Here is a 23,458-nt window from a genome sequence, read left to right on the forward strand (position 1 = left end):
AGGAGATGAGGTGAAACCTTTGGACGGCGGACGGACCGGGCAGATCTGGCGCGATGGCAATACCATCATCAGACCATCAGGCGCATGGACGCCGACGGTGCATCGGTTTTTGCGCCATCTCAGGAGCCGAGGCTTTCTGGCGGCGCCGGAGCCCATCGGCATCTCAGGGGAAAACCAGGAGATCGTCGGCTACGTCGCCGGGCGCGTCTGCGAAAACTTGGGCGACCGATCTATCGGATCGGAGCGTATGCTGATGTCCGCAGCCAGGCTTCTGCGGCATTTTCATTCGGCATCTCAAGGGTTTCTGGCAACGGATGACGCGATCCAGACATGGATGCTGCCGCCGCAGGAACCGCGCGAAATCGTCTGCCATGGCGATTACGCGCCTTACAACGTCACCACGGCAGAGTGTGAGGCTGTCGGGATCATCGATTTCGACACCGCGCATCCCGCACCGCGACTGTGGGATCTGGCCTATGCGGTTTACCGCTGGGCGCCCTTGTCCGGTGCCTCCCATCCCGGCGTGATTTCAGGCCTCGACGAACAGCTGCGGCGAGCGGAACTCTCTGCACGGCCTATGAGACAACGGCAGAAGAACGGCAACAGCTCCCGGAGATGATCTGCAGGCGGCTCCAAGCGCTTGTCAATTTCATGCAGGCAAGGGCCTCGGCCGGAGACGAGACCTTCGTGGAGGACGTGGCTGCAGGAGATGCTCAGCTGTATCTCAGCGATATCGGCTATGTGCAGAAGCATCGAGACCGACTTTTGAAAGCGCTGCTACAGCTAGAGCCACTTCCTGCGGCGGAAAAAGCCGAATAGGCCGAGACACAGGACGGCGATGACGCCGAGCACGACGAAATAGCCGTACTGGGTTTTCAGTTCCGGCATGTCGCTGAAATTCATCCCGTAAATGCCGGCGATCGCCGTGGGAACGGCGAGGATCGCCGCCCAGGCAGCGAGCTTGCGCGCAATCGCGGTCTGCTCCGTCTGGCCGATCATCACGCTGGCCTCGAAGGCAAAGGCCAGGACCTCGCGCAGAGCATCGATATCTTCCTGAACCCGGCGCACGTGATCGGTCACATCGCGAAACAGCGATTGCAGCGTCGGATCCATGCCGGGGAGATCGATATGCTCATATCGCCGGCAGACGTCGACGAGCGGTACCACGGCATTGCGCAGTCGCAGAAGCTTGCGGCGTAAGAGGTAAAGCCGCTCGATGTCGCCCTTGGCCAGCTGTTCGCGCAACACAAGGTCTTCGAGCTTTTCGACCTCCTCCTGCACGACCTCGATGACCGGCATGTAATTGTCGACGATGAAATCGAGGATGGAATAGAGAATGTAGTTCTCGCCGTGGGCCAGCGCTGCCGGCGTCGCCTCGCATCGCTGCCGTACCGCCAGATAAGAGGACGAATCCCCGTGGCGAACCGAGACGACGTAACCGCGGCCGACGAACAAATGCGTTTCGCCAAAGATGATTTCGTCATCCTTCATATGGGCGGTGCGGGCGACGATGAACATTGCGTCCCCATAAATCTCCAGCTTCGGGCGCTGGTGGGGCTGCGCCGCGTCCTCGATCGCCAAAGCGTGGAGATTGAACTCGGCCTGGACCTGATGCAGTAGCACCTCGTCCGGCTCGTGCAGGCCGATCCAGACGACAGCGTTTTCCTGCCCGCGCCATTCACCGGCTTCCTCTATCTTGATGTCGCGGATGCGTTGCCCATGCTGGTAAACGGCGGCAGCCACAACACCCGGCCGTTGTTCGTGCCGCGGTGACGGCGAACCGCTGGCTTGCCGCGCGGAAACACTGTCCAGATCCCTCAACCGTTCCAAACTGTCATCCTCCCGTCCGCGCACATGCAGCACGTCCGGCCAACGCCGATCACGCGCTGCGTCAATCATAATGCCATTTCGTAAAACATTCATCTGCCTCAGCGCGCGGGCTGGGTGGGAGATATCTATTTGGCCCCATCATTGCAGAATGAGCGGCCGACATCACGTATCCGTGGAAATATCGTCCCAGTCCTGGTCCATGTAGCCGATCAGCCAGTTGAGGGCGTAGTGCCATTCGTAGACCACGCCCTTGTCCAACCTGGCGGGCGGCTCCTCGCCTTTCAGTCTTGCGTTCACCGCCGCCCAGTCATAGCGGTAGATCAGGTCTGCGGCGTCGAGCAGCTCTTTCTGCGGGCGCAGCCTGGCACGGCGTATCAGACCATCCGTTCCCAATTCGCGAAGTGTTTTCGCGATGAACGGCACATCGCAAATATGGTCAGGACGTTCGAGCTCAGGTGAAATTCCGAGCGCCCACAACATCACGTGCACGCCCTCGTAACGCCAGGCAAAGTTTGCCCGGTCCTGGTCAGAGGGATCGGGATCGTCCATGAACACCTGCTCTTTCGGAGTGAAAAAACTTGCTGCGTCGAACTGCCGGATGAGAGCCTGCACCATTTCGTGGTCGCCGGTCTCGCCTTTCACGGCAACGATCGCAAGCGCGATCGTGCGCTCCACGACTTGCTTGGTATTTCGGCGGGTACTCTCGTTCTCGGGCTCGACGGTCGGCAGGTGATCAATCGTCGGCACGCCTTCCGATTGAAGCTGGGCGATAGACCGGGCTTTGCGCGCCCCTGCCTCATCGGCGGGTTGCGCGACGGCTGTCTGTACCGGAAGGATCAGTGCAAGAAGGACAGAAAATAGGCGCTTCACCGTGTATGGCTCCTCTCATCTCTTTGACGGATCGATAAACATTTCCAACGCTATCGGGATGTGTTTTGCGCAAAAGCGACGTCGGTTTCCGCAGGGGTGGTAAACGGGATTTTACAGATTGAGCAAATCGTTAAATTTTTTCCGATACAAAAGTCCCTGGCCAAGCCGGTATGAGGCCGGACCGTTCGATCGAGGACTTACAATGCGTCGTCCAAACATTAAATCGAGCTTGCTGTTGATTTTCAGCGGTATAGCCCTTCTTTTCGGTCTCGTCGCCTATCTCGCGGTCGATGGTCTTCGAAACACGAACGGCTCCACCGAAGAAATCGCAACCCATTGGCTGCCGAGCGTCCAGGCTTCGCAATCGATCAATCTCGCTATGACGAATTTGCGCCTCGCCTACCGTGACCACATCATCGCGCAGTCCGAGGCTGAAAAGAAAACACGCGAAGAGGCCATCAAAGCCGCCGAGGTTACGGTTGGTAAATCGGTGGAAGCCTACCTTCCGCTGGCGTCATCGGACCACGAGCGCGACCTGATCAAGACGATAAAGGAGAGCGTTGGAGGCTACATCGCCAGCAGTTCGCAGCTGCTCGCCCTTTCCCGCGCCAACAAGACGGAAGAAGCCGGCAAATATCTGGGCGGTGAGATGCGCTCCTATTCGGACAAGCTCAAGGAAGCCGCGGCCGCCCTGGTCGAATTGGACGTCAGCGGCAGTAACAAAGCTGCCGCCCTCAGCAGGGAAACCTTCGACTCCATAGAATTCTATCTGCTCGCCGCAATCAGCGTGGCCGGGTTGCTCGTTCTCGGCGCCGTCGCCTTCGTGCTGACCGGCATTGCCAATCCGATTACCGGCATCACCGCCGCGATGCGCCGGCTGGCCGACGGCGACACCGAGGCGGAGATTCCGTTTGCCCACCGCGCTGACGAAATCGGATCGATGGCTGGAGCCGTCGAGATCTTCCGTCAAGCCGCGATCACGAATAAGCGGATGGCACTCGACGCCGAAGAAAACCGCAACAGGGCAGAGGCCGATCGTGTTGCAGCTCAGAAGCAAGCGGAAGCCGACGCCTCGGAGCGGTTGCGCATTGCCACTTCGGGTCTCGCCGCCGGACTGAAGCGGCTGGCCGCAGGCGACCTCGCCTTTCAGATCAACGAGACCTTCGCGCCCGACTTCGAGGCGCTGCGCCACGACTTCAACCAGTCCGTCACCCAGCTTGGCGCGACGCTCCGAGCGATCTCCGACAGCATCGGGACGATCGACGAAGGTACGCGGGAAATCTCCTCCGGTGCGAGCGATTTGTCGAAGCGCACGGAGCAGCAGGCGGCCTCGCTCGAAGAGACGGCAGCCGCGTTGGAAGAGATCACCGCAAACGTTGCGAACTCCAGCAAGCGGACTGAGGAGACGCGCACGGTGGCCACCGAGGCAAATCGCAGCGCCGGCATCTCCGCGGAAGTCGTTTCCCACGCCGAAGAAGCGATGGAGCGCATCGAGACCTCTTCTCAGCAGATTTCCAACATCATCAGCGTCATTGACGAAATCGCGTTCCAGACCAATCTTCTCGCGCTCAATGCCGGCGTGGAAGCCGCACGTGCAGGTGAGGCCGGCAAGGGCTTTGCCGTCGTCGCCCAGGAAGTCCGCGAACTCGCCCAGCGCTCGGCAAGTGCCGCCAAGGAAATCAAGGGCCTGATCCAGAACTCTTCGAAGGAAGTTGAAAGCGGCGTCAAGTTGGTGCGCGACACCGGCCAAGCCCTGAAGACCATCGGCGGCTTCATCACACAGATCAATCACCATATGGACTCGATCGCCACCTCTGCGAAAGAGCAGTCCGTCGGACTGAGCGAAGTCAATGTTGCGGTCAACCGGATGGACCAGACCACGCAACAGAATGCGACCATGGTGCAACAGTCGACGGCGGCATCCGATTCACTCGCGCAGCAAGCCCAGACACTTCGCGAACTTATCGCCCAGTTCAGGCTCGACGATGCGGCGTCCAACCAGTCGTCAGCCCTTCGCTCGACAGTGAGAACGATGGCGCAGCCTTCAGCCCACACCGCCATCCATGCGATTGCCGCACGCCGCTAGGACGGGTGCGGATGGCCGATCCCCTGCCCTGACCGCTTGGACAAACCAGAGATGAAGGCGCCCGGCAATGCCGGGCGCTTTCGTTTCATCATGCCGCGAAGGCCGGATTACGCCGGGCGCCCATTCTCAACACGAAATAGATCGCCCCGCCGATTCCGACGCCGAAGAACCAGCCATAAGTGCCCCACCAATCCGGCAGGATGCTGGTGAAGGTCGGCAGGATCGAGGAGAACAGCGCGCCGACCGCAAACGCGATGAAGGCGTTGCCGTGCCAGCCGTTCTGGAAGCGGAACTCGCCATTCTCGTGATAAAGGGCCTCGACGTTCAGCTGGCTCTTCCGGATGAGATAGTAGTCCACCATCATGATGCCGAAGATCGGCCCCATCGTCGACCCGATGAAGTTGACGAAATGCGCCGCACCCGTCTCCCAGGGAGCAAACGGATAAAGCACCAGCGCGATCAGCGCGGCAATGTATCCGCCGCGTTTGAAATTTATCTGGCGCGGGAAGACATTGGCGAAATCGAAGGCCGGCGAGACGAAGTTCGCCACGACGTTGATGCCGAGCGTGGCGATGGCGAATGTCAGCGCGGCAAGCAGCGCCAGGAACCAGCTGTCGAATTTCGCCGATATCATTTCCGGATGCAGCAGGACCTCTCCATAGACGGTGAAGGCCGCCGTGGTCGTGACACCTGCGACAAGGCAGAACGCCAAAAGGTTGATCGGCAGGCCCCAAAGATTGCCCTTCCGCAACGCCTTTTCGCTCGTCGCGTAACGCGAGAAGTCGCAGAAGTTCAGGTAAAGCGCCGCGAAATAGGTGATCCAGGTGGCGGCCACCGCGGCAAGCGCGGCGATCGAACCGGGCTCGCCCGGCACGCCGGCATCCTTGGTCTTTTCGATCAGCACGTCGCGCGGGATTTCGGAACCGAATGAGAAGGTGCCCGACTTGACGACCAGATAGACGGCCAGGATCAGCATCATGATCCAGACGGCAGGACCGGCCCAATCCTGGAACTTGCGGACAGTTTCCATGCCCCGCTGGATGATGAGCAGCTGCAGCGCCCAGACGATGACGTAGCAGATGAGTTCGAGGGTCGAATGGCCGAGCACGTGGCTGTTCTGGTGGAAGGCGAGCAGGCTCTCGTTGCGGATCAGCAAGGCAACGATCGCGCCGGACGCGGCGGCGGTCTGTGCGCCGTACCAGAAGCAGGCGACCACCGCCCTCACGAGTGCTGGAACATTGGCGCCGAACGTGCCAAAGGAGGCACGGGCCAGAACCGGAAAGGGTACGCCGGTGCGCACGCCGGCATTGCCGACCAGGCTCATCAGAACAAAGATGACCAAAGATCCGATGCCGATGGCGATGACGAAATTGACGAAACTGCCGCAGAGCAGAAACAGGCTTGCCGCGAGATAATAGCCCCACAGGCTATGAACGTCCGATGTCCAGACGTTGAAAATGCTGAATGCACCCCACTTGCGCTCCTCCGCGGGTGCAAGGTCCTCGTTATATAACGAGGGAGACGGATTTCGTATGCTCATGAATGCCCTCCCATATCCCCTGAGGCCGACTCGGCCACGGACGGAAGTCTGCTCTTCATTTATGCATCTGACAATTTAATAGTCACATTGTACACAATGTTGATGGCGGCGATGTAAAAAGGCTCCGAGCTATTGCGAACGAACGACACGTCCGGCCAGGCGAAACGGGCTTGCGACTGCGGCGCCGGCGGCATCGAAGACTAAGGCGCCGAGATCGCCGGGGGTCGATCGCCGGCCGCTCTCGAAGGAGGCAAGCTGCGCGCCGAACTTGGCGAGTGATGCGTAGCGGTCGTGGCCCAATCCGTCGGAGGTCTTGATCGACGTGATGTCGATGACCCGAAGCCGCGCCTTCAAGGCGGTCTCCTCGATGACGGGATCGTCGATATCGAGCCGTCCGACGCGCGGCCGCTCCCCGGCGATGAAGCTCGAAGCCACGAGCGCCTGGTCGTCCTTGGAAACCAGAAGGGAGATCGGGATAGGCATTGGACCAATGTCATTTAACTGGGACCGGAAGACATCGACATCGATGTCTGGGGCGGCCAGCACCACCGCCAGCTTGCCGATGACGGCGTCGCGATGCTGCAGCTTGAGCTCTCGCACCGTTTCCATCACCAGGAACCCGCCCATGCTGTGTCCGAACAGAATGATGCGTTTCACCTTGGCCGATGCCGAGAGCGACGTGACGAGAGAATCGAGTTCGCTTCGCGAGGAAAGCGCGGCATCGCGGTCGGCAACATATCCGGCGACGGACGCCGCCGAAGGCCATGAAAACAGGATCGGAGCGCCGGGGATTTTCGCGTCCGCGGCGATCTGGGCGGTGCGGTAAAGCGCCTCCTGGTAACTGTAGTTGTAGCCGTGGACGAAGATGCCGATGGTGCCGTCGGGTTGCACGGAGGCGAGCGCCTGCTGCACGAAAGCATCCCTAGGCAGTTGCCTGCGCTCGACGACGGCAAACTGCCGTTGCGGATCCGGCTTCGCCTTGGGATAGGTGATCGCGGTATCCTTCCTGCCGGGAGGAACCGAAAACGCGTACTGCTCATAGGTCAGTTTCTCGGCCCATGCATTGCTGAACCCACCCCGCACGCTATCGGGGGCTCTGTTGGTCGCGACGAGCACGCTCACCTTATCCGGAGCCGTTTCCGAACGAGCCGGCTCGCTCAGATGAACAGGCGTCAAGACTTCAGGCGATGGCCTCGTGGCGCAGCCCGCAAGCATCGCCAAACCAATGGTGACAATGATCGCCAGTGCTGTCTTCGGCAGGCCTCGGAGAGGTCGTTCCATCAATCCCTCAAGGCCAGACGCTCTCCGGCGTGCGCTTCTGTCCACGTCATCATTCGCCATGCCGTTCCCGCGCCGGTGTGAGACGGCATCACCTGCGCCATCCCACCCATTCGTCGCGGCCTGTGTTGCAGCGGCCGCCGCGGTGGCCGTGGGCGATGGCCATCGGAGACTGCATCACGCCTCTGCCGTGGCTTCGCCCGGCGCACCCTCATCCCTTGGGATCCTGAACCACGCCACGTAGAGCGCCGGCAGGAACAGCAGAGTGAGCGCCGTCCCGATAACGATGCCGCCCATCATGGCGTAGGCCATCGGCCCCCAGAAGATCTCGCGCGAGATCGGGATCAGCGCGAGGGTTGCTGCCGCCGCCGTCAGCATGATCGGCCGCATGCGGTGCTCAGTTGCTTCTATGACCGCCTGCCATGGCGCCATTCCCTCGCTGCGCAGATGCTCGATCTGCACGACCAGGATGACGGAGTTGCGGATCAGGATGCCGATCAGCGCCAGAATGCCGAGGATGGCGACGAAGCCCATGGGCGCATTGCTCAGCAAGAGCGCCGCGACCACGCCGATCAGGGCCGTCGGCGCGACCGCGAAGACCAGGAAGAGGCGGCTGAAGCTCTGCAACTGGATCATCAGGATCGTCGCCATCGTAAACAGCATCAGCGGAGCTACCGCCGCAATCGGCCCTTGCGCCTCGGCGCTGGATTCGACCGCACCGCCGACTTCCACCTTGTATCCGACGGGAAGGTTCTTCTGGAATTCCTCGACCTTGGGCTTTAGCTGATCGACGATCGTGGCCGGCTGCGTCGAGCCGATGACGGCCGCCTTGAGCGTGATGGTGGGCTGCCGGTCACGACGCCAAATCGTCGGCTGCTCGAGTTCGTAGCGGAAATTCGCCACGGCCGAGAGAGGCACAACCTTGCCGTTGGAAGTGGAGAGCTGCAGGTTCTCAAGTGTCTGGACGGAATCGCGCTCGGAGGCCTTGGCCCGCCCGATGACATTGACCAGATAGATGTCGTCGCGGATCTGTGTCGCTGTCGAGCCTTCAACAATGCCGTTGAGGGCGGTTGCGATGTCCTCGGAGGAGACGCCGAGCTGACGCGCCTTGTCCTGCAGTACATCGACCTTCACGACGCGAGATGGCTCATTCCAGTCCAACACCATGTTCGACAGCAGTGGATGCGAACCGACAACGCCTGCAAATTGCTGGGAAATGTCGCGCACCTTTTGAATGTCGGGGCCGCTGATCCGATACTGGACCGGCTTGCCCACCGGCGGGCCGATGTCGAGAAGCTTCACGAAGGCGTCGGTGCCGGGGAAGGTCTTCGTCAGATAGTCCTGCAGCTCCGCCCGCACCTTGTCGCGTACGTCGAGGCCCTTGGTGACGATGATGGTCTGTCCGAAGGTGACATCGGGTGTCTGCACGTCGAAGGACAGGATGAAGCGCGGCGCGCCCTGGCCGACATAGGTCGTCCAGTGGTCGATATCCTTGTTATTGGCCAGCATCTCCTTTTCGAATTTGGCCATCTGCCTGTTGGTCTCGGCGATCGAACTGTTGTGGGGCAGGTTCCAGTCGATCACGAGTTCTGTTCTGTCGGAATTCGGGAAGAACTGCTGCTGCACCAGCCCCATGCCGCCAACCGAAAGTGCGAAGACGCCGACCGTCAGTACGATGGTGATCCAGCGCCAGCGCATCGCCAGCTTCAAAAGCCACGAGAAGACGGCGGCGAATCGGCCCTTCTTCTCGTGATGCGATTTCATCGTCTTCGGCAGGATGGTGACCCCGAGAAGCGGCGTGAACAGCACGGCGACGAGCCAGGACACCACAAGCGAAACCGCGATGACCACGAAAAGCGTGAAGGTGAATTCGCCGGCCGCACTGCTGTTGAGACCGACCGGGATGAAGCCCGCGACGGTCACCAGCGTCCCCGTCAACATCGGAAAAGCCGTCGAGGTATAGACGTAGGTAGCGGCCTTCCTCAGATCGTCGCCCGCCTCCAGGCGAGCCACCATCATTTCGACGGCGATCATGGCATCGTCGACGAGCAGTCCGAGCGCAATGATGAGTGCGCCGAGCGAGATGCGCTGAAGCGAAATGCCGGAATATTCCATCACCACGAAGGTGATGGCGAGCACGAGAGGAATGGAAATCGCCACCACCATGCCGGCGCGAGCACCGAGGCTAATGAAACTGATGACAAGCACGATGACGATTGCTTCGAAGAGCGCGCGGGTAAAGCCCGAAACCGCTTCGTCTACAACGGCCGGCTGATCGGAAACGCGGTGGACGTCCACGCCGATCGGAAGATCGGCAACGACCTGTTTCATCCGCGCGTCGAGTCCTTCGCCGAACTCCAGCAGGTTGGCGCCCTGCTTCATGCCGATGGCAAGCCCGATTGCGGGTTCGCCGTTGAAGCGGAACAGCGCCGAGGGCGGATCGACGTAACCGCGCTTGATCGTGGCGACGTCGGTCAGCGGGAAGAAGCGGTCGTTGATGCGAAGGTTGATCGACCGCAGGCTTTCCTCGGAGGTGAACTGCCCGCTCACCCGCAAGGCAATCCGCTCCGGACCGGCATCGACGAAGCCGGACTGGGTGACAGCATTCTGGGCCTGCAGGGTCTGGATGACCGACTGCTGGTCGATGCCGAGTGCTGCGATCTGGCGCGTGGAGAATTCGAGATAGATCGCCTCGTCCTGAGCGCCGATCACATCGACCTTGCCGACATTCGGCACCGTCAGAACTTCGGAGCGGGCATTTTCCACGAGATCGCGAAGCTGGCGCTGGGTCAGCCCGTCGCTGGTGAAGGCGTAGATGTTGCCGAACACGTCGCCGAAGCGGTCGTTGAAGAAGGGACCGACGACCCCGCTCGGGAAATCGCCCTTGATGTCAGCGATCATGTTGCGGATGCGCAGCCAGGTCGGCGCGACGTCCCTTGCCTTGGTCGTCGGCAGCAGTTCGACGAAGACGGTCGTCTGGCCGGCGACGGTCTGGCTCTTGGTGTAGTCGAGCGATTCCAGTTCCTGGAGCTTCTTCTCGATCCTGTCGGTCACCTGCCGCGTCACCTCCTCTGCGGAAGCACCGGGCCACTGGGCGGTGATGACCATCGTCTTAATGGTAAAGTTCGGGTCTTCCTCGCGGCCGAGGTTCAGATAGGAGAAAGTGCCTGCAAGAATGAAGACGATCATGAAGTACCAGACGAGGGAACGGTGCTCGAGCGCCCAGTCGGAAAGATTGAAAGACTTCACTGGCTGATCTCCTGGTCGATCCTGATGGCCTGGCCATCTTCAAGTTTATGCACGCCTGCCACGACCACCCGCTCTCCTGGAGCGAGCCCCTCGGTGACGCGGACGGTGCCGCCGTCGACGACGTCGCCGTCGATCTTCACGCGGCGCAGTGCCACCTTCTTGGCCGGCACGTCGACAATCCAGACGCTGGCGCCGTTCGTGCCGGCAAGGATCGCGGACGAAGGCAGCACGATCTCGGGATCGGCGGCGATGGCTGCGGAGGCTGTGATGACTGCGCCGAGCCTGAAGGCTGCAGGCGGATCGGCGAGCGCGATCTTGGTTCTGCTGGTGCGGGTGGCGGCTTCCGCCTCCGGTGCGATCTCGCGCACGACGCCCGTCGTGCGGATGGAAGGTTCTAGCTGCAGCGTCACCTCGAATGGCGCGCCGACCTTCAGTTTCTGGGCCGCGGCCTGGGGCACGTCGACCACCGCGTCGCGCTTGTCCGGCCGCGCTATCGTGACAACCGTCTGGCCGGCCGAGACGACTTGGCCGACCTCGGCCGAGCTTGCAGTCATGACACCATCGAATTCCGCCTGAAGCTGCGCATAGCCGAGTTGCTCCCTCGCCTTGTCGAGATTGGCCTGCGCCTTGGCGACGGTGGCCGCGGCCGTCCTTTTCGCTTGCTCGGCTTCTTCGAGCGAGGCTTCGGTGCCTGAGCGCGATTCCACCAGCGCGCGCTGGCGCTGTTCCGTCGTCACCGCGTTTCGAAGCTGGGCATCGCTATTCTCGACGTCGGACTGGGCGCTACGCACGGCAAGTTCCAGCGCCAGCGGATCAATGGCCGCCACGACGTCACCCTTCTTGACGACATCACCGACATTGACGTTGCGGGCAATCATCCGTCCGAGGATCCGGAAGCCGAGATCGGTCTCGATCGTCGGCTGGATCGTGCCGGTCAGGCCGAGGCTCGTCGCGGGCGTCTGCCTGACTGTGATCGAAAGCACCGGGCGGGGGGCTTCACCAGTGCTTTCCTCTTGCTTGGTGCAGGAGGCGATCAGGGCCGTACCCATCATCAGTGCGATTATCTTGGGACGAATACTCACTTTGATGCTTCCTTGATATAAGACACGATTTCACCGGGCCTGAGGAATTTGGTGCCGTCGGTCACCACGACGTCCCCTGCCGAGACGCCCGACTTGACGATGAAGCTGCCGGTCTCGTAGCTGGCTACGTCGATCGCTGTCGCCTCAACCGCAGAGGATGCGGGATCGACGATCCAGACGGCCGGCTTGCCGCCCTTGGAGGTCATTGCCGACCAGGGCAGCTGGATGACGTCCTGCGGGACGTAATTGAATTTTCCGACGACCGGTGCGCCGAGAGGAATGGGCGCGTCGCTCAATAACGCCACTTTGACCCTGATAGTGCCGGTGGAAGAATCGATCGTCGGCGAAATCTCGCGCACCTTCGCCGTGATCTTCTGCGAGGGGTCCGACAGAAGGGCCACGGTGCCGTCGCCGTCGATCGGGCGCAGGAAGGCGCTCTCGACCACTTCGAAGACGGCATCCCGGTCACCGTCATGGGCAAGGGTGAAGACGACCTGGGCTGCCTGCGCCACCTGCCCGACCTCGGCATTGCGGGCGGTGATCACCCCGTCGGCATCCGCCTTCAGCTCGGTATAGGACAGGGTGTCCTGCGCGGTTTCAAAGAGCGCCTGCGCCGACTTCGTCGATGCCTGCGCCGTCAGAAGCGCCTCCTGGGCCTGGTCGAGCGCGGCACGCGTCGTCACCTGGGTTTTAAACAGGCTCTGCTGTCGGTCGAATGCGAGCTGCGCCTGGGTTTGCTGCGCCTCAGCGGACTGAAGATTGGCCGCCGCCACATCCAGGTCGGCTTTCTGCTCTTCCGGATCGATGCGCGCCAGGACCTGCCCCGCTTTCACGGACTGCCCGACCTCCACCAGCCGCTCGACAATCTTGCCGCTGACACGGAAGGACAAATCGGTCTGGATCCGAGCCCGGACTTCTCCGGTGAGCGCGCCGCCCTCAGCCAGCGGCTCAGATTTAGCCACGACAACGCCGACCTGCCGCGGGGTCGGCTCAGTCGGCCCGCTCGGATCGCTGCATGATCCGAGACCGACGGCGCATACGATCGCGGTGGCGATCAGAATGGTTCTCATAGTTGACCTCTTGCTCTCAACGGCAGCTGCTATATAATTGACTGACGTATTAGTCAATGAAACTTTGCGTCGCAGGCACGAGGGCGCGCGTACAACAAAGGGAGGCAGGAAATGGCAGATCAAAAGAAGCTCACACGTGCGGAACAGAAGGCGCTACGGCCCATCCAAATTCTGGATGCCGCCTTCGAGGAGTTCGTCAAATGCGGCTTTGCCGGAACACGCATCGAAGATATTGCCGACAGGGTCGGTGTCACCAAAGGCACGGTCTATGTCTACTTCGAAACGAAGGAACAACTTTTCGAAGCGATGATCAACCACTTCTCCGTACCGTTCCAGGAGTTGCTGGGGATCGTTGGCGCTTTTAGCGGCAAGGCCGCCGACAGGCTGATGGCCATTTTGAGCCTGCTCTACGAGCAAATCGCCGAGGATCGCACAACCCGCGAGCTGGTTCGGCTCGTCATTGCGGAAGGACAGCGCTTCCCTGAGCTGATCGACCGCCACCACGATGAGTTCATCGCGCCGATCATCGCCAAGATCGACGCCCTTCTCCTGGAGGGAATGGCGTCGGGGGAGTTTCGCGAAATCCCGGTGGAATTCTCCGAGATCGTGGTCGCGCCCATTCTGACGACGACGGTTCTGCGGCTGATATTCGACGACCGCCGGGTGCCCACCCCCAACAAGGAGGCCTTCCTGCGGACCTATTTCGATCTGCTGTTCAACGGCCTGCTCGCCAAGCCTCACTGATCGCCAATGGCTTTGAGCGCCCGCGTTCATCGCTCGTTTGCGGTAGCGCGGTGGCCGGTTTTCGCCGAACGCGGAAAAATAGGTTACGGTGCAAGTAGCTTTTCTGAAGTCTTTATGTGAAAACATCGAGTTAGCTGTGCCTTCGAACGCACGACCTCAATTCGCGACGGAATAAAGTGGAACGCAAAGTCAATCTCAAGGATGTCGCGCGCGACGCTGATGTATCGCTGAGCACGGCCTCGCACGCGCTGAACGGGACCGCGCCGCTAACGGTCGAAGTGCGCGAAAGGGTGCTGGATTCGGCCAAACGACTGGGTTATCTCGACCGCCGCAGGAAGAAGGCGACGATCGCGGCGCTACGTGTCCTGCTTCTCGCCATTCCGGGCGATGCGGCGCCGGAGAGCGACCTCAACCTAGTGAGCTGGACGATCCTCAACGGCCTCAGGAAGGAGTGCGAGCGTCGCGGCATCCGGATCGTGCCTTTCGTCAGCACCGGCCGGCGCATCAACGGCGCCGAGGTCAGACAGATCGCGCTCTCCGAGCGCGCAGACGGCATCGTGGTCCTCAACGATGATCAGCCGGAACTGATCCGAAGCCTCTCCTCCCCTGATGTGCCTGTTGTCATCGTCAACGGTGAAGATCCGGCCATGCTGGTCGATACGGTGACGCCGGAAAACCGCTTCGGGGCTCGGCTTGGCATCGAGCACCTGCTGGCGCTCGGACATCGCCGCATCCTGCACCTGACCTGGAAGGGCCGCACGACGATCCAACGCAGATATGACGGCTTTTCCGACGCCTATTTCGCCGCGCAGCTTCCCGTGCCCCAAGACATGATCGTGGAAGCCGAAGGATATGAGCCACGTCACGGCGAGGCCGCCATCAACGCCTTGCTCGATCGCGATCCGACGATGAAAGGCGCTACCGCAGTCTTCTGCGCCGCCGACAATCTGGCGCTCGGCTGCTTGAAGGCATTGGCCGATCGCGACATAAGCGTGCCCGAAGCAATCTCGGTGCTGGGCTTTGACGATATCGTCCCCGGCGAATTCAGCCGTCCGCCGCTTTCAACGGTCAGCGTTCCCACCGACAAGCTCGGCGCTGCCGCCTTGGCGCTGATCGAACAGAGGCTGATCGCCAACGATCCGCAGCGCCCGGCCCATCGCCTGGAACTCGGATGCCACCTCGTCCTGCGCGGCAGCATCGCGCCGCCGCGCTAAAAACCCGTCGGACGGCGACAGAATCCCGAAAGGCTCTAACGCAAGCGCTCCGCGCGCAAACGCGTATCTCGCGGACTTTCGCCGAAGGTGCTGCGATAGATGATCGAGAATCTACCCGCATGAGCGAACCCCCATATCATGCAGATTTCGCGGACGGATCGCTGGTTCGTTGGATCCCGCAGTTGCTCACGGGCCGCTTGCAACCGGATCGTGCGCAGGTAACCCGCCGGCGAGGTTCCCCTGAAGGCCTTGAAGCCCGTCTGCAGCGCGCGAAGTGAAACGCCGACATCGTCGGCAATCATCGTCATGGTGAGAGGCTCTGCGATATTGGCATGCATATAGTCAATGGCACGCCGGACATGCCAGGGGGCAACCAACGACACTTTCTTCTTTTCCAAGTGACCGGACAGGCGGTGGTGGCCAAATCGGATTACAAGATGAGCAAGCGTTTCACTCATCGTTGCCATGGCGAGAGGGGAGGACAAAAGCGGACCACCGTCGCGCATGCCCTGCACGATCGTCTGCACCAGGTTGCCGATAAGCTGGCCCGACTGTGTCGCGAGATCCAGGATGGGTTCAAAGTCGAGCGATTCGGAAAGCGGCGCTTCCACCAGGGAGACGATCATTCTCCTCACGACTTGCCAGTCCAGGAAGAGAGCGTCCGAGCGATGCGGGCCTAGGACGACGCGATCACCAGCCTCATGATTGTTGGCCATAAGAAGATGACCTGCTCCGCTTTCAACCATCCTTTTTCCAATGGATAAACGAAACGAACCCGTCTGCGGCAGGTAAAAGGCGAGGTGTTGCGGAGTTTCGTCGAGCGTACGGATTGTCCAGGAAGTCCGGTACACCGAATGGATTACCGTGAATGCCTCGGTCCTTCGCAAGTCCGCTGCCCAGGCGAAGGTCCGGTCATTCGTCAACGGCTGTGCCCCGAAAGCGCCGTATCCTGTCGAAAAGGCATGAACCATCGATTCGAAGGTGCTGCCTTCATGTGTCGGCACAAACCCATAACCCTCGGGCTCAAGAACTCGGGCTGTATTTTCGTGTCCCAATGAGATCATGCAACTCGATTCTTTTCCCTAGGCACCCCAGACGCCATCCCGACTGGCCTGACCAATCTCGATGAGGTAAGCAGGAGCGCCGACACCATGGATGAATTTACTTGCCTCTGATGGAAATAAAGCGTCCCCTCCTTTATCTTCACACCTACAGTGTAAATCAAAACGATCAGAAAATGAAGTACGTTGCTTTAAACCATGTCGACGCACATTTTTTGCGAGACGTACAACCGGCGCGGGTCGCCTCCCGCAACGAACGGGACCTCTTGCGGTTGATCTGGAAGTCTCCCGGGATCGAGCGTTCCGACCTGACCGAGCCGCTCGATCTCACCCAGCAATCCTTGCACCGGATCGTCGCCCGGCTTCATGAGCGGGGAATGATCGTCTTTTCGCATTCGGAGGGCCGGCGGCCGGGTCCGCCCAGCCCAAAGTTGACCCTTCGAAGGAACTGGTGTCTGACACTTGGCATTTCCGTGAACGTCGGCTCGATCGGCCTTTGTCTCATGGGCTTCGGCGAGCCTTTGGAAAATACGGAAATCCCGCAGGCAGGCGACTCGCTGTCGATGGAACTGGAACGGATTGAAGCCGCGGTCGAGGACATTCTGGCCCGCCAAGGCGCCAAACGGCGCGACGTCCTCGGCGTCGGCCTGGCGGTCGCGGGCCACCGCATGCTGGACACGGCCTTCAACTGTCCTCTGCCACTTGCGCATTGGTCACTGATCGACTTGGCGCCTTTGCTTGGGGAGCGGCTTGGCCTGCCGATCTGGGCAGACAATGTCGCCAGGACCGCAGCTTTGGCGGAAGCGATTTTCGGGGTTGGCCGCGACGTCGCGGACTTCGCCTATATTGCCCATCTTCACGGCTACGGCGGCGGCCTGGTTTCCGGAGGCATGCCGTTTCGTGGCAGTTTCGGCAACGCCGGTGAATTCTCCGTTCTCTTCGCGCGTCAGGACTATGACGACCGCCCCGCACTTGGCCAATTGCTCGAATATCTTCGCAGCAGGGGACGCTCGGACCTAGCCCTCAAGGATCTGAAGAATGAGGAGATGGTAAATTGGGATGGCGTTGGCGAATGGGTCGACCGCGTCATGCCGGCCCACAATCGCGCCATAAATGCGATCTGCGCGATATTCGACCCCGCCCTCATCGTCCTTGGCGGTGAGCTTCCGCATTCACTTGCGAGAATGCTTATCGAACGGACCGAATTCAACAATCTGCCTCGGCACGGCGTACTGCGCGACGTTCCCCGCCTTGCCGTGGCTGAGATCATCGATGCGCCGGGTGCAATCGGCGCGGCCTTGATCCCGCTGTTCGAAACCGTATTGTGATATCTGTACCGGCAGCACCGCTCCTGGTTATGCGGAATTCTGAGGCATTGCTTAAAACGAATTCGGAACGGCCCAGGCGATCAGGCCTTTGCCGATTCTGTCCAAAAGCGTTGGGTGCCGTAGCCTCCCTTCCATCTGAATTCTGCCCATTCTTCCTGCTTCAGAACTGCATTGCCACTCGAGGCGGGCGGTTGGCGCTGACATTGCGTTGCGCCGATTCCATGCCGGGGCAGCCTTGCTGGGCGCGCTGCGGCCTGAGGGGCGCCGTTGTCGCCGCATTCTGGCCACCTGCACTCAGGTATTCTGCGCATTGGATAATCGTATAGTCTGCCCGAGGACTGAGAATTGGGTAAAGTCCCCGGAAGCCACGCGCGAGACAAAAGCCTGAAGAGCGCCGCGCCGACCAGCTTCGATGCGGCGCGCTTCGGCCGGCGCTATGAGACGGGGGATGCGATTTCACGCCTGGGAGGAGAACTTCTCCACGCCTCGTTTACTTCATGCCCGTTCCAGCAATGCCGGTGGTGATGTATTTCTGCAGGAACAGGAAGACAACGGTGACGGGCAGCAGGCTGAGGAAGGTCATCGCCAGGATATAGTGCCATTGCACCGAGAACTCTCCCTGGAATGCGTTGAGGCCGACCTGCAGCGTGAAATTCTCGCGGCTGTTGAGGACGATGAGCGGCCAAAGAAAGTCGTTCCAGCGCCAGAGCACTGAAAAGATCGCCAGCACTGCGAGAGCAGGCGCTGTCAGCGGCAGGATGATCCGCCAGAAGATGCAGAATTCGCTTGCCGCGTCGACGCGCGCCGCCTCGATCAGCTCATCGGGGATCGTCAACATATATTGCCGAAGCAGGAAGACGGCGGTCGGAGAGGCAATCGTCGGCAGGATGACGCCCCAGAGATTGTCGGCAAGCCCGACCCCGACGATGACGAGGTAGGCCGGGACCATGACGACGGCAAGCGGGATCATCAGGGTCGAAATGATGATGACGAAAACCGTCGTGTCGCCGCGAAATTTATATTTCGACAGCGCAAAGGCCGCCATGGCGTTGACAACAAGCGTCAGAAGCGTCGCAACGACGGTGACGAACACCGAATTTTTCAGGAAGGTCAGGAAGTTGAAGCGCGTCAGCGGATCGGTGTAATTCTCCGTGGCGACAGTTAGGTGCTGCACCGGCGTGATCCCCTTCACGTCGACGCTGACCGGCTGTCCCGGGTTTGCGGGATCGACCATCTGCGCCTTAAGGCCGACGCGCCTGATCATCGCCATTTCGCGTGGCTGGCCGTCAATGGTGACCTGCCAGAGGCTGAGCGGTTTGTCGAAGCCGGGCACGCTCTGCTCCACGGCGGCGCGGGGAAGCAGCGTCGGCGGAAAGCGGGTGATTTCGGCCGCCGGCTTCAGCGAGGAAAGGCCTGCCCAGGCGACCGGAACAAGCACCGCCAGCGTTCCGCCGATCAGCCAGACCCATGACAAAATATCGGTGATGTCGATGCGTCCGGCACGGCGCGTGCGCGTCATGAAGCGGATCGGGTTCATAGAGCTGTTCATTCAGGACTCCATTCGCTTGCCGAGGCGCAGTTGTATGAGGGTGAGTGCCAGGAGCACCAGTCCCATGAGAACTGAGGCGGCCGAGGCCAACCCGAAGAGGCGCAGATCGCTGCTGAATGCCATCTGGTAGATATATTGGACGATGAAGCTGTTGGCTGTGCCGGGGCCACCGCCGTTCGTCAGAACCCAAGCCTCGTCAAAGATCTGCACGGACTTGATCATCAACAGGATGAATACGACGAGCAGGTTCGGCGCAAGAAGAGGCAGCGTTATTCTAAAGAGGGTGCGGCGCGGCGAAGCTGCGTCGATCGAGGCGGCCTCATAGAGCTCCTTCGGGATCGCCTGGAGGCCGGCGAGCAGGATGAGCGTGTAAAAACCCATATGGAACCAGACCGACACTACGACGACGAAGAAGCGCGACCAGCCGACATCGAGCAGGAAAATCTCCGGCGGCACGCCGATCATCTGAAAGAACGCGTTCAGCAGCCCGTTGCGATCGAGGAACCATTTCCAGATCAGGCCGATGACGACGGGCGACAGCAGGACGGGATAGAAGAACATCGCCCGAAAGAAGCCGCGCGCAAAGATCGCCCGGTTGAGGATAAGCGCCGTGATCAACGCCACCAGCAACGTGGCGGTGACGTTCAACGCCACGAACCACAGCGTGTTCCACACCGCCGTCCAGAACAACGATTCCTGGCAGGTTCCGGGCTGCAGGTAGTTGCCGCAGGACAGCAGGGCGCGGAAGTTGTCGAAACCGACGAAGGGCCGCTCCGAGACGAAAAGATTCGTGCCGCCGGTGAAGGCGTAACCGACTGCAATCGCAATCGGCAGGAATGTGAAGATGGCGAACAAAACGAGGTTCGGCGCCAGGAATAGCCAGGGCATGCGCTTGCGGCCGAGGACGCGCTCCACCGCATTCATCGGAGCCTCGACCACCCTCATCGCCGTTTCGCCTGTCTGGGAGAGCATTACACCAGCAGCAGCCATGGTCAGCGCCTCCCCCGCCCTGATCGACGGGCAAAAGCAAGTTCGCTTTCGGGATCGAACAGATGAACACGCGCCGGATCGGCATCGATCACGAGCCGATCGCCCTGATGAGGCGCAAAGTGGCCGGCCTCATGGATGATGATCTGCTCGCCCTGCCCCTCGAGATTGCCGTAGACGTAGGTCTCGGTGCCCAGGCCCTCGTGATACTGGACGACGAACGGCAGGCCCTGACCGCTGGAGCGCGAAAAATGCGCGGGCCTTATGCCGGCGAGAACCTCCTGCCCCACTGCAATGCCGGCGAGATCGACATCGCTGACGATCCTGCCGCCGTTGGCGACATCGATGGCGATGCCGCTTTCCGTGATGGCGGCGACCTTGCCCTTGATGAGGTTCATGCGTGGCGAGCCGAGGAAGCCGGCGACGAAGAGATTGCGCGGGTGGTCGAAGAGTTCGAGCGGCGCGCCGACCTGCTCGACCCGTCCGGCGCGCAGCACGACGATCTTGTCGGCCATTGTCATCGCCTCGACCTGGTCGTGGGTGACATAGATCATCGTCGTCTTGATCTCGCGGTGGAGCTTGGTGATCTCGGCGCGGGTCTGGACGCGAAGCGCCGCATCGAGATTGGAAAGCGGCTCATCGAACAGGAAAATATCAGGTTCGCGCACGATCGCCCGGCCGATTGCCACCCGCTGGCGTTGGCCGCCCGAAAGCTGCTTCGGACGCCGATCGAGATAGGGTTCGATCGCCAGCATCCTGGCGGCCTCAGCAATGCGGGCCTCGATCTCGGCGCGCTTGAACTTCAAGTTTTCCAGGCCGAAGGCGAGGTTCTTGCGCACGCTCATATGCGGATAAAGCGCATAAGACTGGAAGACCATGGCGATCTTGCGCTCGGCCGGCGAGAGCGCACTGACATCGCGCCCGCCGATCGCGATCTTACCCTCCGTCACCTCCTCGAGGCCGGCGATAACGCGCAGCAGGGTCGACTTGCCGCATCCGGACGGACCGACGAAGACAACGAATTCGCCGTCCTTGATATCGAGTTCGACGTCATGCAGGACCTTGACCGTGCCGTACGCCTTGTTGACGGTGGAAAGTTTCAGTTCTGCCATGCCTCACTCCCATCAGATGCCGCCGTTTCGAAGACGACGTCGTTTTCGTTCCAGCCTTGCGGCAACGGTGCCGGCCTCGTGATCCGCACCTCGTTCATCAAGATCCCGTCGACATCGGCTGCATAAACGGCCGGCATTCCACCGGGATAGTCCTGCAGGCCGATCACCCGGCCGTCCGCGCCGCGGGTCCAGGCATTGGCGCGCCCGCCGCCATCGGCCCTCGGAGCGAGATCGGCATTGGTCGGGCGAAGATCATAGGTCCGCCCGGTGCCGAGTTCTCCGGGCTGCTGGCAGACGGCAATACGGGCCAGCGACACGTTCCGGATGCCTGACGGCGCGGCAGCAATGACGGTAATCGCCCCTTCCATACGGCCGGTCACATCTTCGACAATGAGGTTTTCGACAGCGCCTGCGGGGCGTTCGGCGATGCGGTCGACAACATTGACGGTCAGCGCCTCCCCCGAACCCCAGAAGCCATCCGGCGTTTCGCGGCAATCAACCGAAATTCTGGAAAACCTCACATTCGATATCCGGCCGCCATCGCGGGAAAATATGCCGAGCGCCCGATTGGAAGACGAGACACTGCAATCTTCGAACAGGACATTGGTGATGTCGCCATGCGTTTCCGTGCCGATCTTCAGCGCACAGCTCAAGCTCTGAACGGAGCAGCGGCGCACGAGAATGTTCTCGCACCGGCCGATGGCGACGCCTTCAGGACCGATGCTCGTCTTCAGGCATATGCCGTCGTCGGCCGTCGATATAGTGCAGTCCTCGATGAAGGCGCCGCGGCAGGCGTCGAGCACGATGCCGTCCGTATTGGGAAGGCGGCGGTCGTTTTCGATCGTGACGTTGCGGACAGCGACATTGGTGCAGTCGACGAAATGCAGAGTCCACATCGGCGAACCGCTGATGGTGAGGGAACCGATCTCGACCTCGTCGCAGTGTTCGAAGACGACGACACGGGGACGGAATTCGGCCGGGATGAAGGTTCCGACCGTCTCGTCGTCTCCTGTGATGAAGCTTTCGCAGCTGGCTTCGATGCGCCCTTCCCCCGTCAGGCTGATCCGCCGCGCACCACTGGCGACGATCATGCCGCGGTCTGACTTCTCGGCGATCACCGAAACCGTCGTGCGTGCGTAAGCCGCATAATCGGGAACCGGACGCAGGATCGCGCCGGCGGCCAGATGCAGGTCGACACCGGAGCGCAACCGCAGCCCCCGGCAGATGTGGATACCCGCCATGAGCTCCAGGCGTCCGCCGCCGGAAGCTGAAAGACTGTCGATTGCCGCCTGCAGGCGATCAGTATTGTCGCTGTCGGGCGCCTCGATCGCGAAGAGGGAGGGAGCGCTCATTGGCGACGGCCACTCTCGATCAGAACTTCGGTCAGAAGCAGCATGGTCAACGCCTGGCCGTAAGGTGTCGGCAGGTTCGGGATGCGCCGGTAGAAATCGAGATCATGGCCCATCGGCGTGCCGTCCGAGACGCCGTGGACGACGCCTTCGTCGTCGATTCGCGCCATCACGGCCCTGAGCGCACGCTCCGCGTGATACCTGTCGCTCTCGTCCAGAATGCCGGCATCTATGGCGCGCAACATGCCATAGGCGATGCCCGCCGTTGCCGAGGTTTCGAGCGGCGAGGACGGATCGTCCAGAAGCGTCGTGAACATGCCATCCGGCCGCTGATATGCCTTCAGCGAGCGCACCTGGCTGGCGAGAACGTTGGAGAGGAAACGCTGGTCCTTCTCGCTAAGCGTCGGCACGAGGTCGAAGAGCTCGGGGATCGCAACCGTAATCCAGGCATTGCCACGCGCCCAGAAGGCATTGGCGAAATTGTGCCGGCCGTTGAAGGTCCAGCCGTGATACCAGAGGCCGCTGACCGGATCGGCGAGATAGCGGGTGTGTAGCATGAACTGATAGACGGCCTCGTCGATCCAGTCCTTGCGCTCGCAGAGCACGCCGGCTTGGGCAAGGAAGAGGCAGGCCATGAACAGGGTGTCGTCCCACAATTCGCCGTCGTTGAGTCGCTCCTTGACGACGTGCTGGAAGCCACCCTCTTCGGTCTTCGGCAATTCGTTGATGAGCCATTGGGCCCAGTCCTCGACGAGAGCGCGAAAATCCGGACGGTCGGCATGCTGGACGAGGATTGCCAGCGGCAGCATCGGTGCCGTGCTGTTGATCTGACGCGGCGGAAGGCCGCGTTCGATCTGGCCGCTATACCAGGCAACGAGCTCCTGCAGCGCCTTCTGGTCATTGGTGGAAATTGCGCGCCTGAGAAATCCGTAAAGGCCGACGCCGACTTCCCAGTCCCATTCGTCGAACTGGATACCGGAAGCGGCATTATCCGTCACCAGACCTTCCTTGATGCCCCTGAGCCGGCTGAAAGCCGTCGCCACGCGATCGATCGTCGTCAGGAGGGCGGCGTTATCGACGGATGTTGTGTTCATGCTGGAGACCTATGT

Annotated in this window: 17 protein-coding genes and 1 pseudogene; 5 read left to right on the plus strand and 13 right to left on the minus strand. The window is 61.0% G+C overall.

The genetic code is table 11. The features are described 5' to 3' along the window. The first annotated feature begins 10 nt into the window (after positions 1 to 10). Positions 11 to 819 (plus strand): annotated as a pseudogene (locus FFM81_RS23945) (phosphotransferase enzyme family protein). Here FFM81_RS23945 and FFM81_RS23950 read toward each other — a convergent pair. Beyond that, positions 784 to 1,830 carry a magnesium and cobalt transport protein CorA gene (locus FFM81_RS23950; protein WP_003572749.1) on the minus strand — a complete coding sequence of 349 codons (1,047 nt, stop codon included), beginning with the start codon at positions 1,828 to 1,830 and terminating at the stop codon, positions 784 to 786. The pseudogene FFM81_RS23945 and the gene FFM81_RS23950 overlap by 36 nt on opposite strands. 162 nt (positions 1,831 to 1,992) lie before the next feature. Further along, positions 1,993 to 2,700 (minus strand): DUF4272 domain-containing protein, encoded by a 708-nt coding sequence (locus FFM81_RS23955; protein ID WP_128398252.1) that lies wholly within the window; start codon positions 2,698 to 2,700, stop codon positions 1,993 to 1,995. A gap of 202 nt (positions 2,701 to 2,902) precedes the next feature. Between FFM81_RS23955 and FFM81_RS23960 the strand changes: the two genes are divergently transcribed. Continuing rightward, a complete protein-coding gene (locus FFM81_RS23960) occupies positions 2,903 to 4,786 on the plus strand; it encodes a HAMP domain-containing methyl-accepting chemotaxis protein (RefSeq protein ID WP_128398253.1) in 1,884 nt (627 codons plus the stop codon). 88 nt (positions 4,787 to 4,874) lie between these two features. Here FFM81_RS23960 and FFM81_RS23965 read toward each other — a convergent pair whose 3' ends face one another. The 5 genes from FFM81_RS23965 to FFM81_RS23985 form a co-directional block, all read right to left on the minus strand. After that, entirely contained in the window at positions 4,875 to 6,326 is a 1,452-nt protein-coding gene (locus tag FFM81_RS23965; protein ID WP_025417641.1) for an NCS1 family nucleobase:cation symporter-1, read from the minus strand. Positions 6,327 to 6,455: 129 nt separating this feature from the next. Next, a complete protein-coding gene (locus tag FFM81_RS23970; protein ID WP_425504983.1) occupies positions 6,456 to 7,607 on the minus strand; it encodes an alpha/beta hydrolase in 1,152 nt (383 codons plus the stop codon). 174 nt (positions 7,608 to 7,781) lie between these two features. Further along, positions 7,782 to 10,853 (minus strand): efflux RND transporter permease subunit, encoded by a 3,072-nt coding sequence (locus FFM81_RS23975; protein ID WP_138384443.1) that lies wholly within the window; start codon positions 10,851 to 10,853, stop codon positions 7,782 to 7,784. After that, positions 10,850 to 11,935: an efflux RND transporter periplasmic adaptor subunit gene (locus FFM81_RS23980; RefSeq protein ID WP_138384442.1), complete on the minus strand. Its 1,086-nt coding sequence runs from the start codon at positions 11,933 to 11,935 to the stop codon at positions 10,850 to 10,852. The genes FFM81_RS23975 and FFM81_RS23980 overlap by 4 nt, the downstream gene beginning before the upstream one ends. Next, a complete protein-coding gene (locus FFM81_RS23985) occupies positions 11,932 to 13,005 on the minus strand; it encodes an efflux RND transporter periplasmic adaptor subunit (RefSeq protein ID WP_138384441.1) in 1,074 nt (357 codons plus the stop codon). Before FFM81_RS23985 ends, FFM81_RS23980 begins: the two co-directional genes overlap by 4 nt. A 111-nt stretch (positions 13,006 to 13,116) precedes the next feature. Between FFM81_RS23985 and FFM81_RS23990 the strand changes: the two genes are divergently transcribed. After that, a complete protein-coding gene (locus FFM81_RS23990) occupies positions 13,117 to 13,749 on the plus strand; it encodes a TetR/AcrR family transcriptional regulator (protein ID WP_003572761.1) in 633 nt (210 codons plus the stop codon). A 176-nt stretch (positions 13,750 to 13,925) separates the two neighbouring features. After that, on the plus strand, positions 13,926 to 14,963 hold the full coding sequence (locus tag FFM81_RS23995; protein WP_128398258.1) for a LacI family DNA-binding transcriptional regulator: 1,038 nt from the start codon (positions 13,926 to 13,928) through the stop codon (positions 14,961 to 14,963). Positions 14,964 to 14,998: 35 nt separating this feature from the next. Here the strand turns inward: FFM81_RS23995 and FFM81_RS24000 are convergent, their stop codons facing one another. After that, positions 14,999 to 16,018: an AraC family transcriptional regulator gene (locus FFM81_RS24000; protein ID WP_445764865.1), complete on the minus strand. Its 1,020-nt coding sequence runs from the start codon at positions 16,016 to 16,018 to the stop codon at positions 14,999 to 15,001. A gap of 182 nt (positions 16,019 to 16,200) precedes the next feature. On the opposite strand from FFM81_RS24000, the gene FFM81_RS24005 reads away from it, so the two are divergent. After that, positions 16,201 to 17,352, plus strand: coding sequence for an ROK family transcriptional regulator (locus tag FFM81_RS24005; protein ID WP_138384439.1), 1,152 nt, complete (start codon positions 16,201 to 16,203; stop codon positions 17,350 to 17,352). A gap of 490 nt (positions 17,353 to 17,842) precedes the next feature. Here the strand turns inward: FFM81_RS24005 and FFM81_RS24010 are convergent, their stop codons facing one another. From FFM81_RS24010 to bglB, 5 genes are read right to left on the minus strand one after another with little or no spacing between them, the layout of a single operon-like run. Continuing rightward, positions 17,843 to 18,889 (minus strand): carbohydrate ABC transporter permease, encoded by a 1,047-nt coding sequence (locus tag FFM81_RS24010; RefSeq protein ID WP_025417634.1) that lies wholly within the window; start codon positions 18,887 to 18,889, stop codon positions 17,843 to 17,845. Positions 18,890 to 18,901: 12 nt separating this feature from the next. Next, on the minus strand, positions 18,902 to 19,891 hold the full coding sequence (locus tag FFM81_RS24015) for a carbohydrate ABC transporter permease (RefSeq protein ID WP_138384438.1): 990 nt from the start codon (positions 19,889 to 19,891) through the stop codon (positions 18,902 to 18,904). A 2-nt stretch (positions 19,892 to 19,893) separates the two neighbouring features. Beyond that, complete coding sequence (locus tag FFM81_RS24020; protein WP_138384437.1) at positions 19,894 to 21,000, minus strand: ABC transporter ATP-binding protein; 1,107 nt, start codon at positions 20,998 to 21,000, stop codon at positions 19,894 to 19,896. Beyond that, positions 20,988 to 22,352: a polygalacturonase PglB gene (pglB, locus tag FFM81_RS24025; protein ID WP_003572774.1), complete on the minus strand. Its 1,365-nt coding sequence runs from the start codon at positions 22,350 to 22,352 to the stop codon at positions 20,988 to 20,990. Before pglB ends, FFM81_RS24020 begins: the two co-directional genes overlap by 13 nt. Then, positions 22,349 to 23,443, minus strand: coding sequence for a beta-galactosidase BglB (gene bglB / locus FFM81_RS24030; RefSeq protein ID WP_003572775.1), 1,095 nt, complete (start codon positions 23,441 to 23,443; stop codon positions 22,349 to 22,351). The genes pglB and bglB overlap by 4 nt, the downstream gene beginning before the upstream one ends. Between the last annotated feature and the right edge of the window lie 15 nt (positions 23,444 to 23,458).

This window comes from Rhizobium hidalgonense, from assembly GCF_005862185.2.
GTDB lineage: Bacteria > Pseudomonadota > Alphaproteobacteria > Rhizobiales > Rhizobiaceae > Rhizobium > Rhizobium hidalgonense.

Excerpts from the sequence above, each read along its gene's own strand:
- FFM81_RS24015 (WP_138384438.1), bottom strand. The coding sequence starts at position 19,891 with ATGGCTGCTGCTGGTGTAATGCTCTCCCAGACAGGCGAAACGGCGATG.
- FFM81_RS23960 (WP_128398253.1), top strand. The coding sequence starts at position 2,903 with ATGCGTCGTCCAAACATTAAATCGAGCTTGCTGTTGATTTTCAGCGGT.
- FFM81_RS23985 (WP_138384441.1), bottom strand. The coding sequence starts at position 13,005 with ATGAGAACCATTCTGATCGCCACCGCGATCGTATGCGCCGTCGGTCTC.
- FFM81_RS23970 (WP_425504983.1), bottom strand. The coding sequence starts at position 7,607 with ATGGAACGACCTCTCCGAGGCCTGCCGAAGACAGCACTGGCGATCATT.
- FFM81_RS24005 (WP_138384439.1), top strand. The coding sequence starts at position 16,201 with ATGAAGTACGTTGCTTTAAACCATGTCGACGCACATTTTTTGCGAGAC.
- FFM81_RS23965 (WP_025417641.1), bottom strand. The coding sequence starts at position 6,326 with ATGAGCATACGAAATCCGTCTCCCTCGTTATATAACGAGGACCTTGCA.
- bglB (WP_003572775.1), bottom strand. The coding sequence starts at position 23,443 with ATGAACACAACATCCGTCGATAACGCCGCCCTCCTGACGACGATCGAT.
- FFM81_RS24010 (WP_025417634.1), bottom strand. The coding sequence starts at position 18,889 with ATGAACCCGATCCGCTTCATGACGCGCACGCGCCGTGCCGGACGCATC.
- FFM81_RS23990 (WP_003572761.1), top strand. The coding sequence starts at position 13,117 with ATGGCAGATCAAAAGAAGCTCACACGTGCGGAACAGAAGGCGCTACGG.
- pglB (WP_003572774.1), bottom strand. The coding sequence starts at position 22,352 with ATGAGCGCTCCCTCCCTCTTCGCGATCGAGGCGCCCGACAGCGACAAT.
- FFM81_RS24020 (WP_138384437.1), bottom strand. The coding sequence starts at position 21,000 with ATGGCAGAACTGAAACTTTCCACCGTCAACAAGGCGTACGGCACGGTC.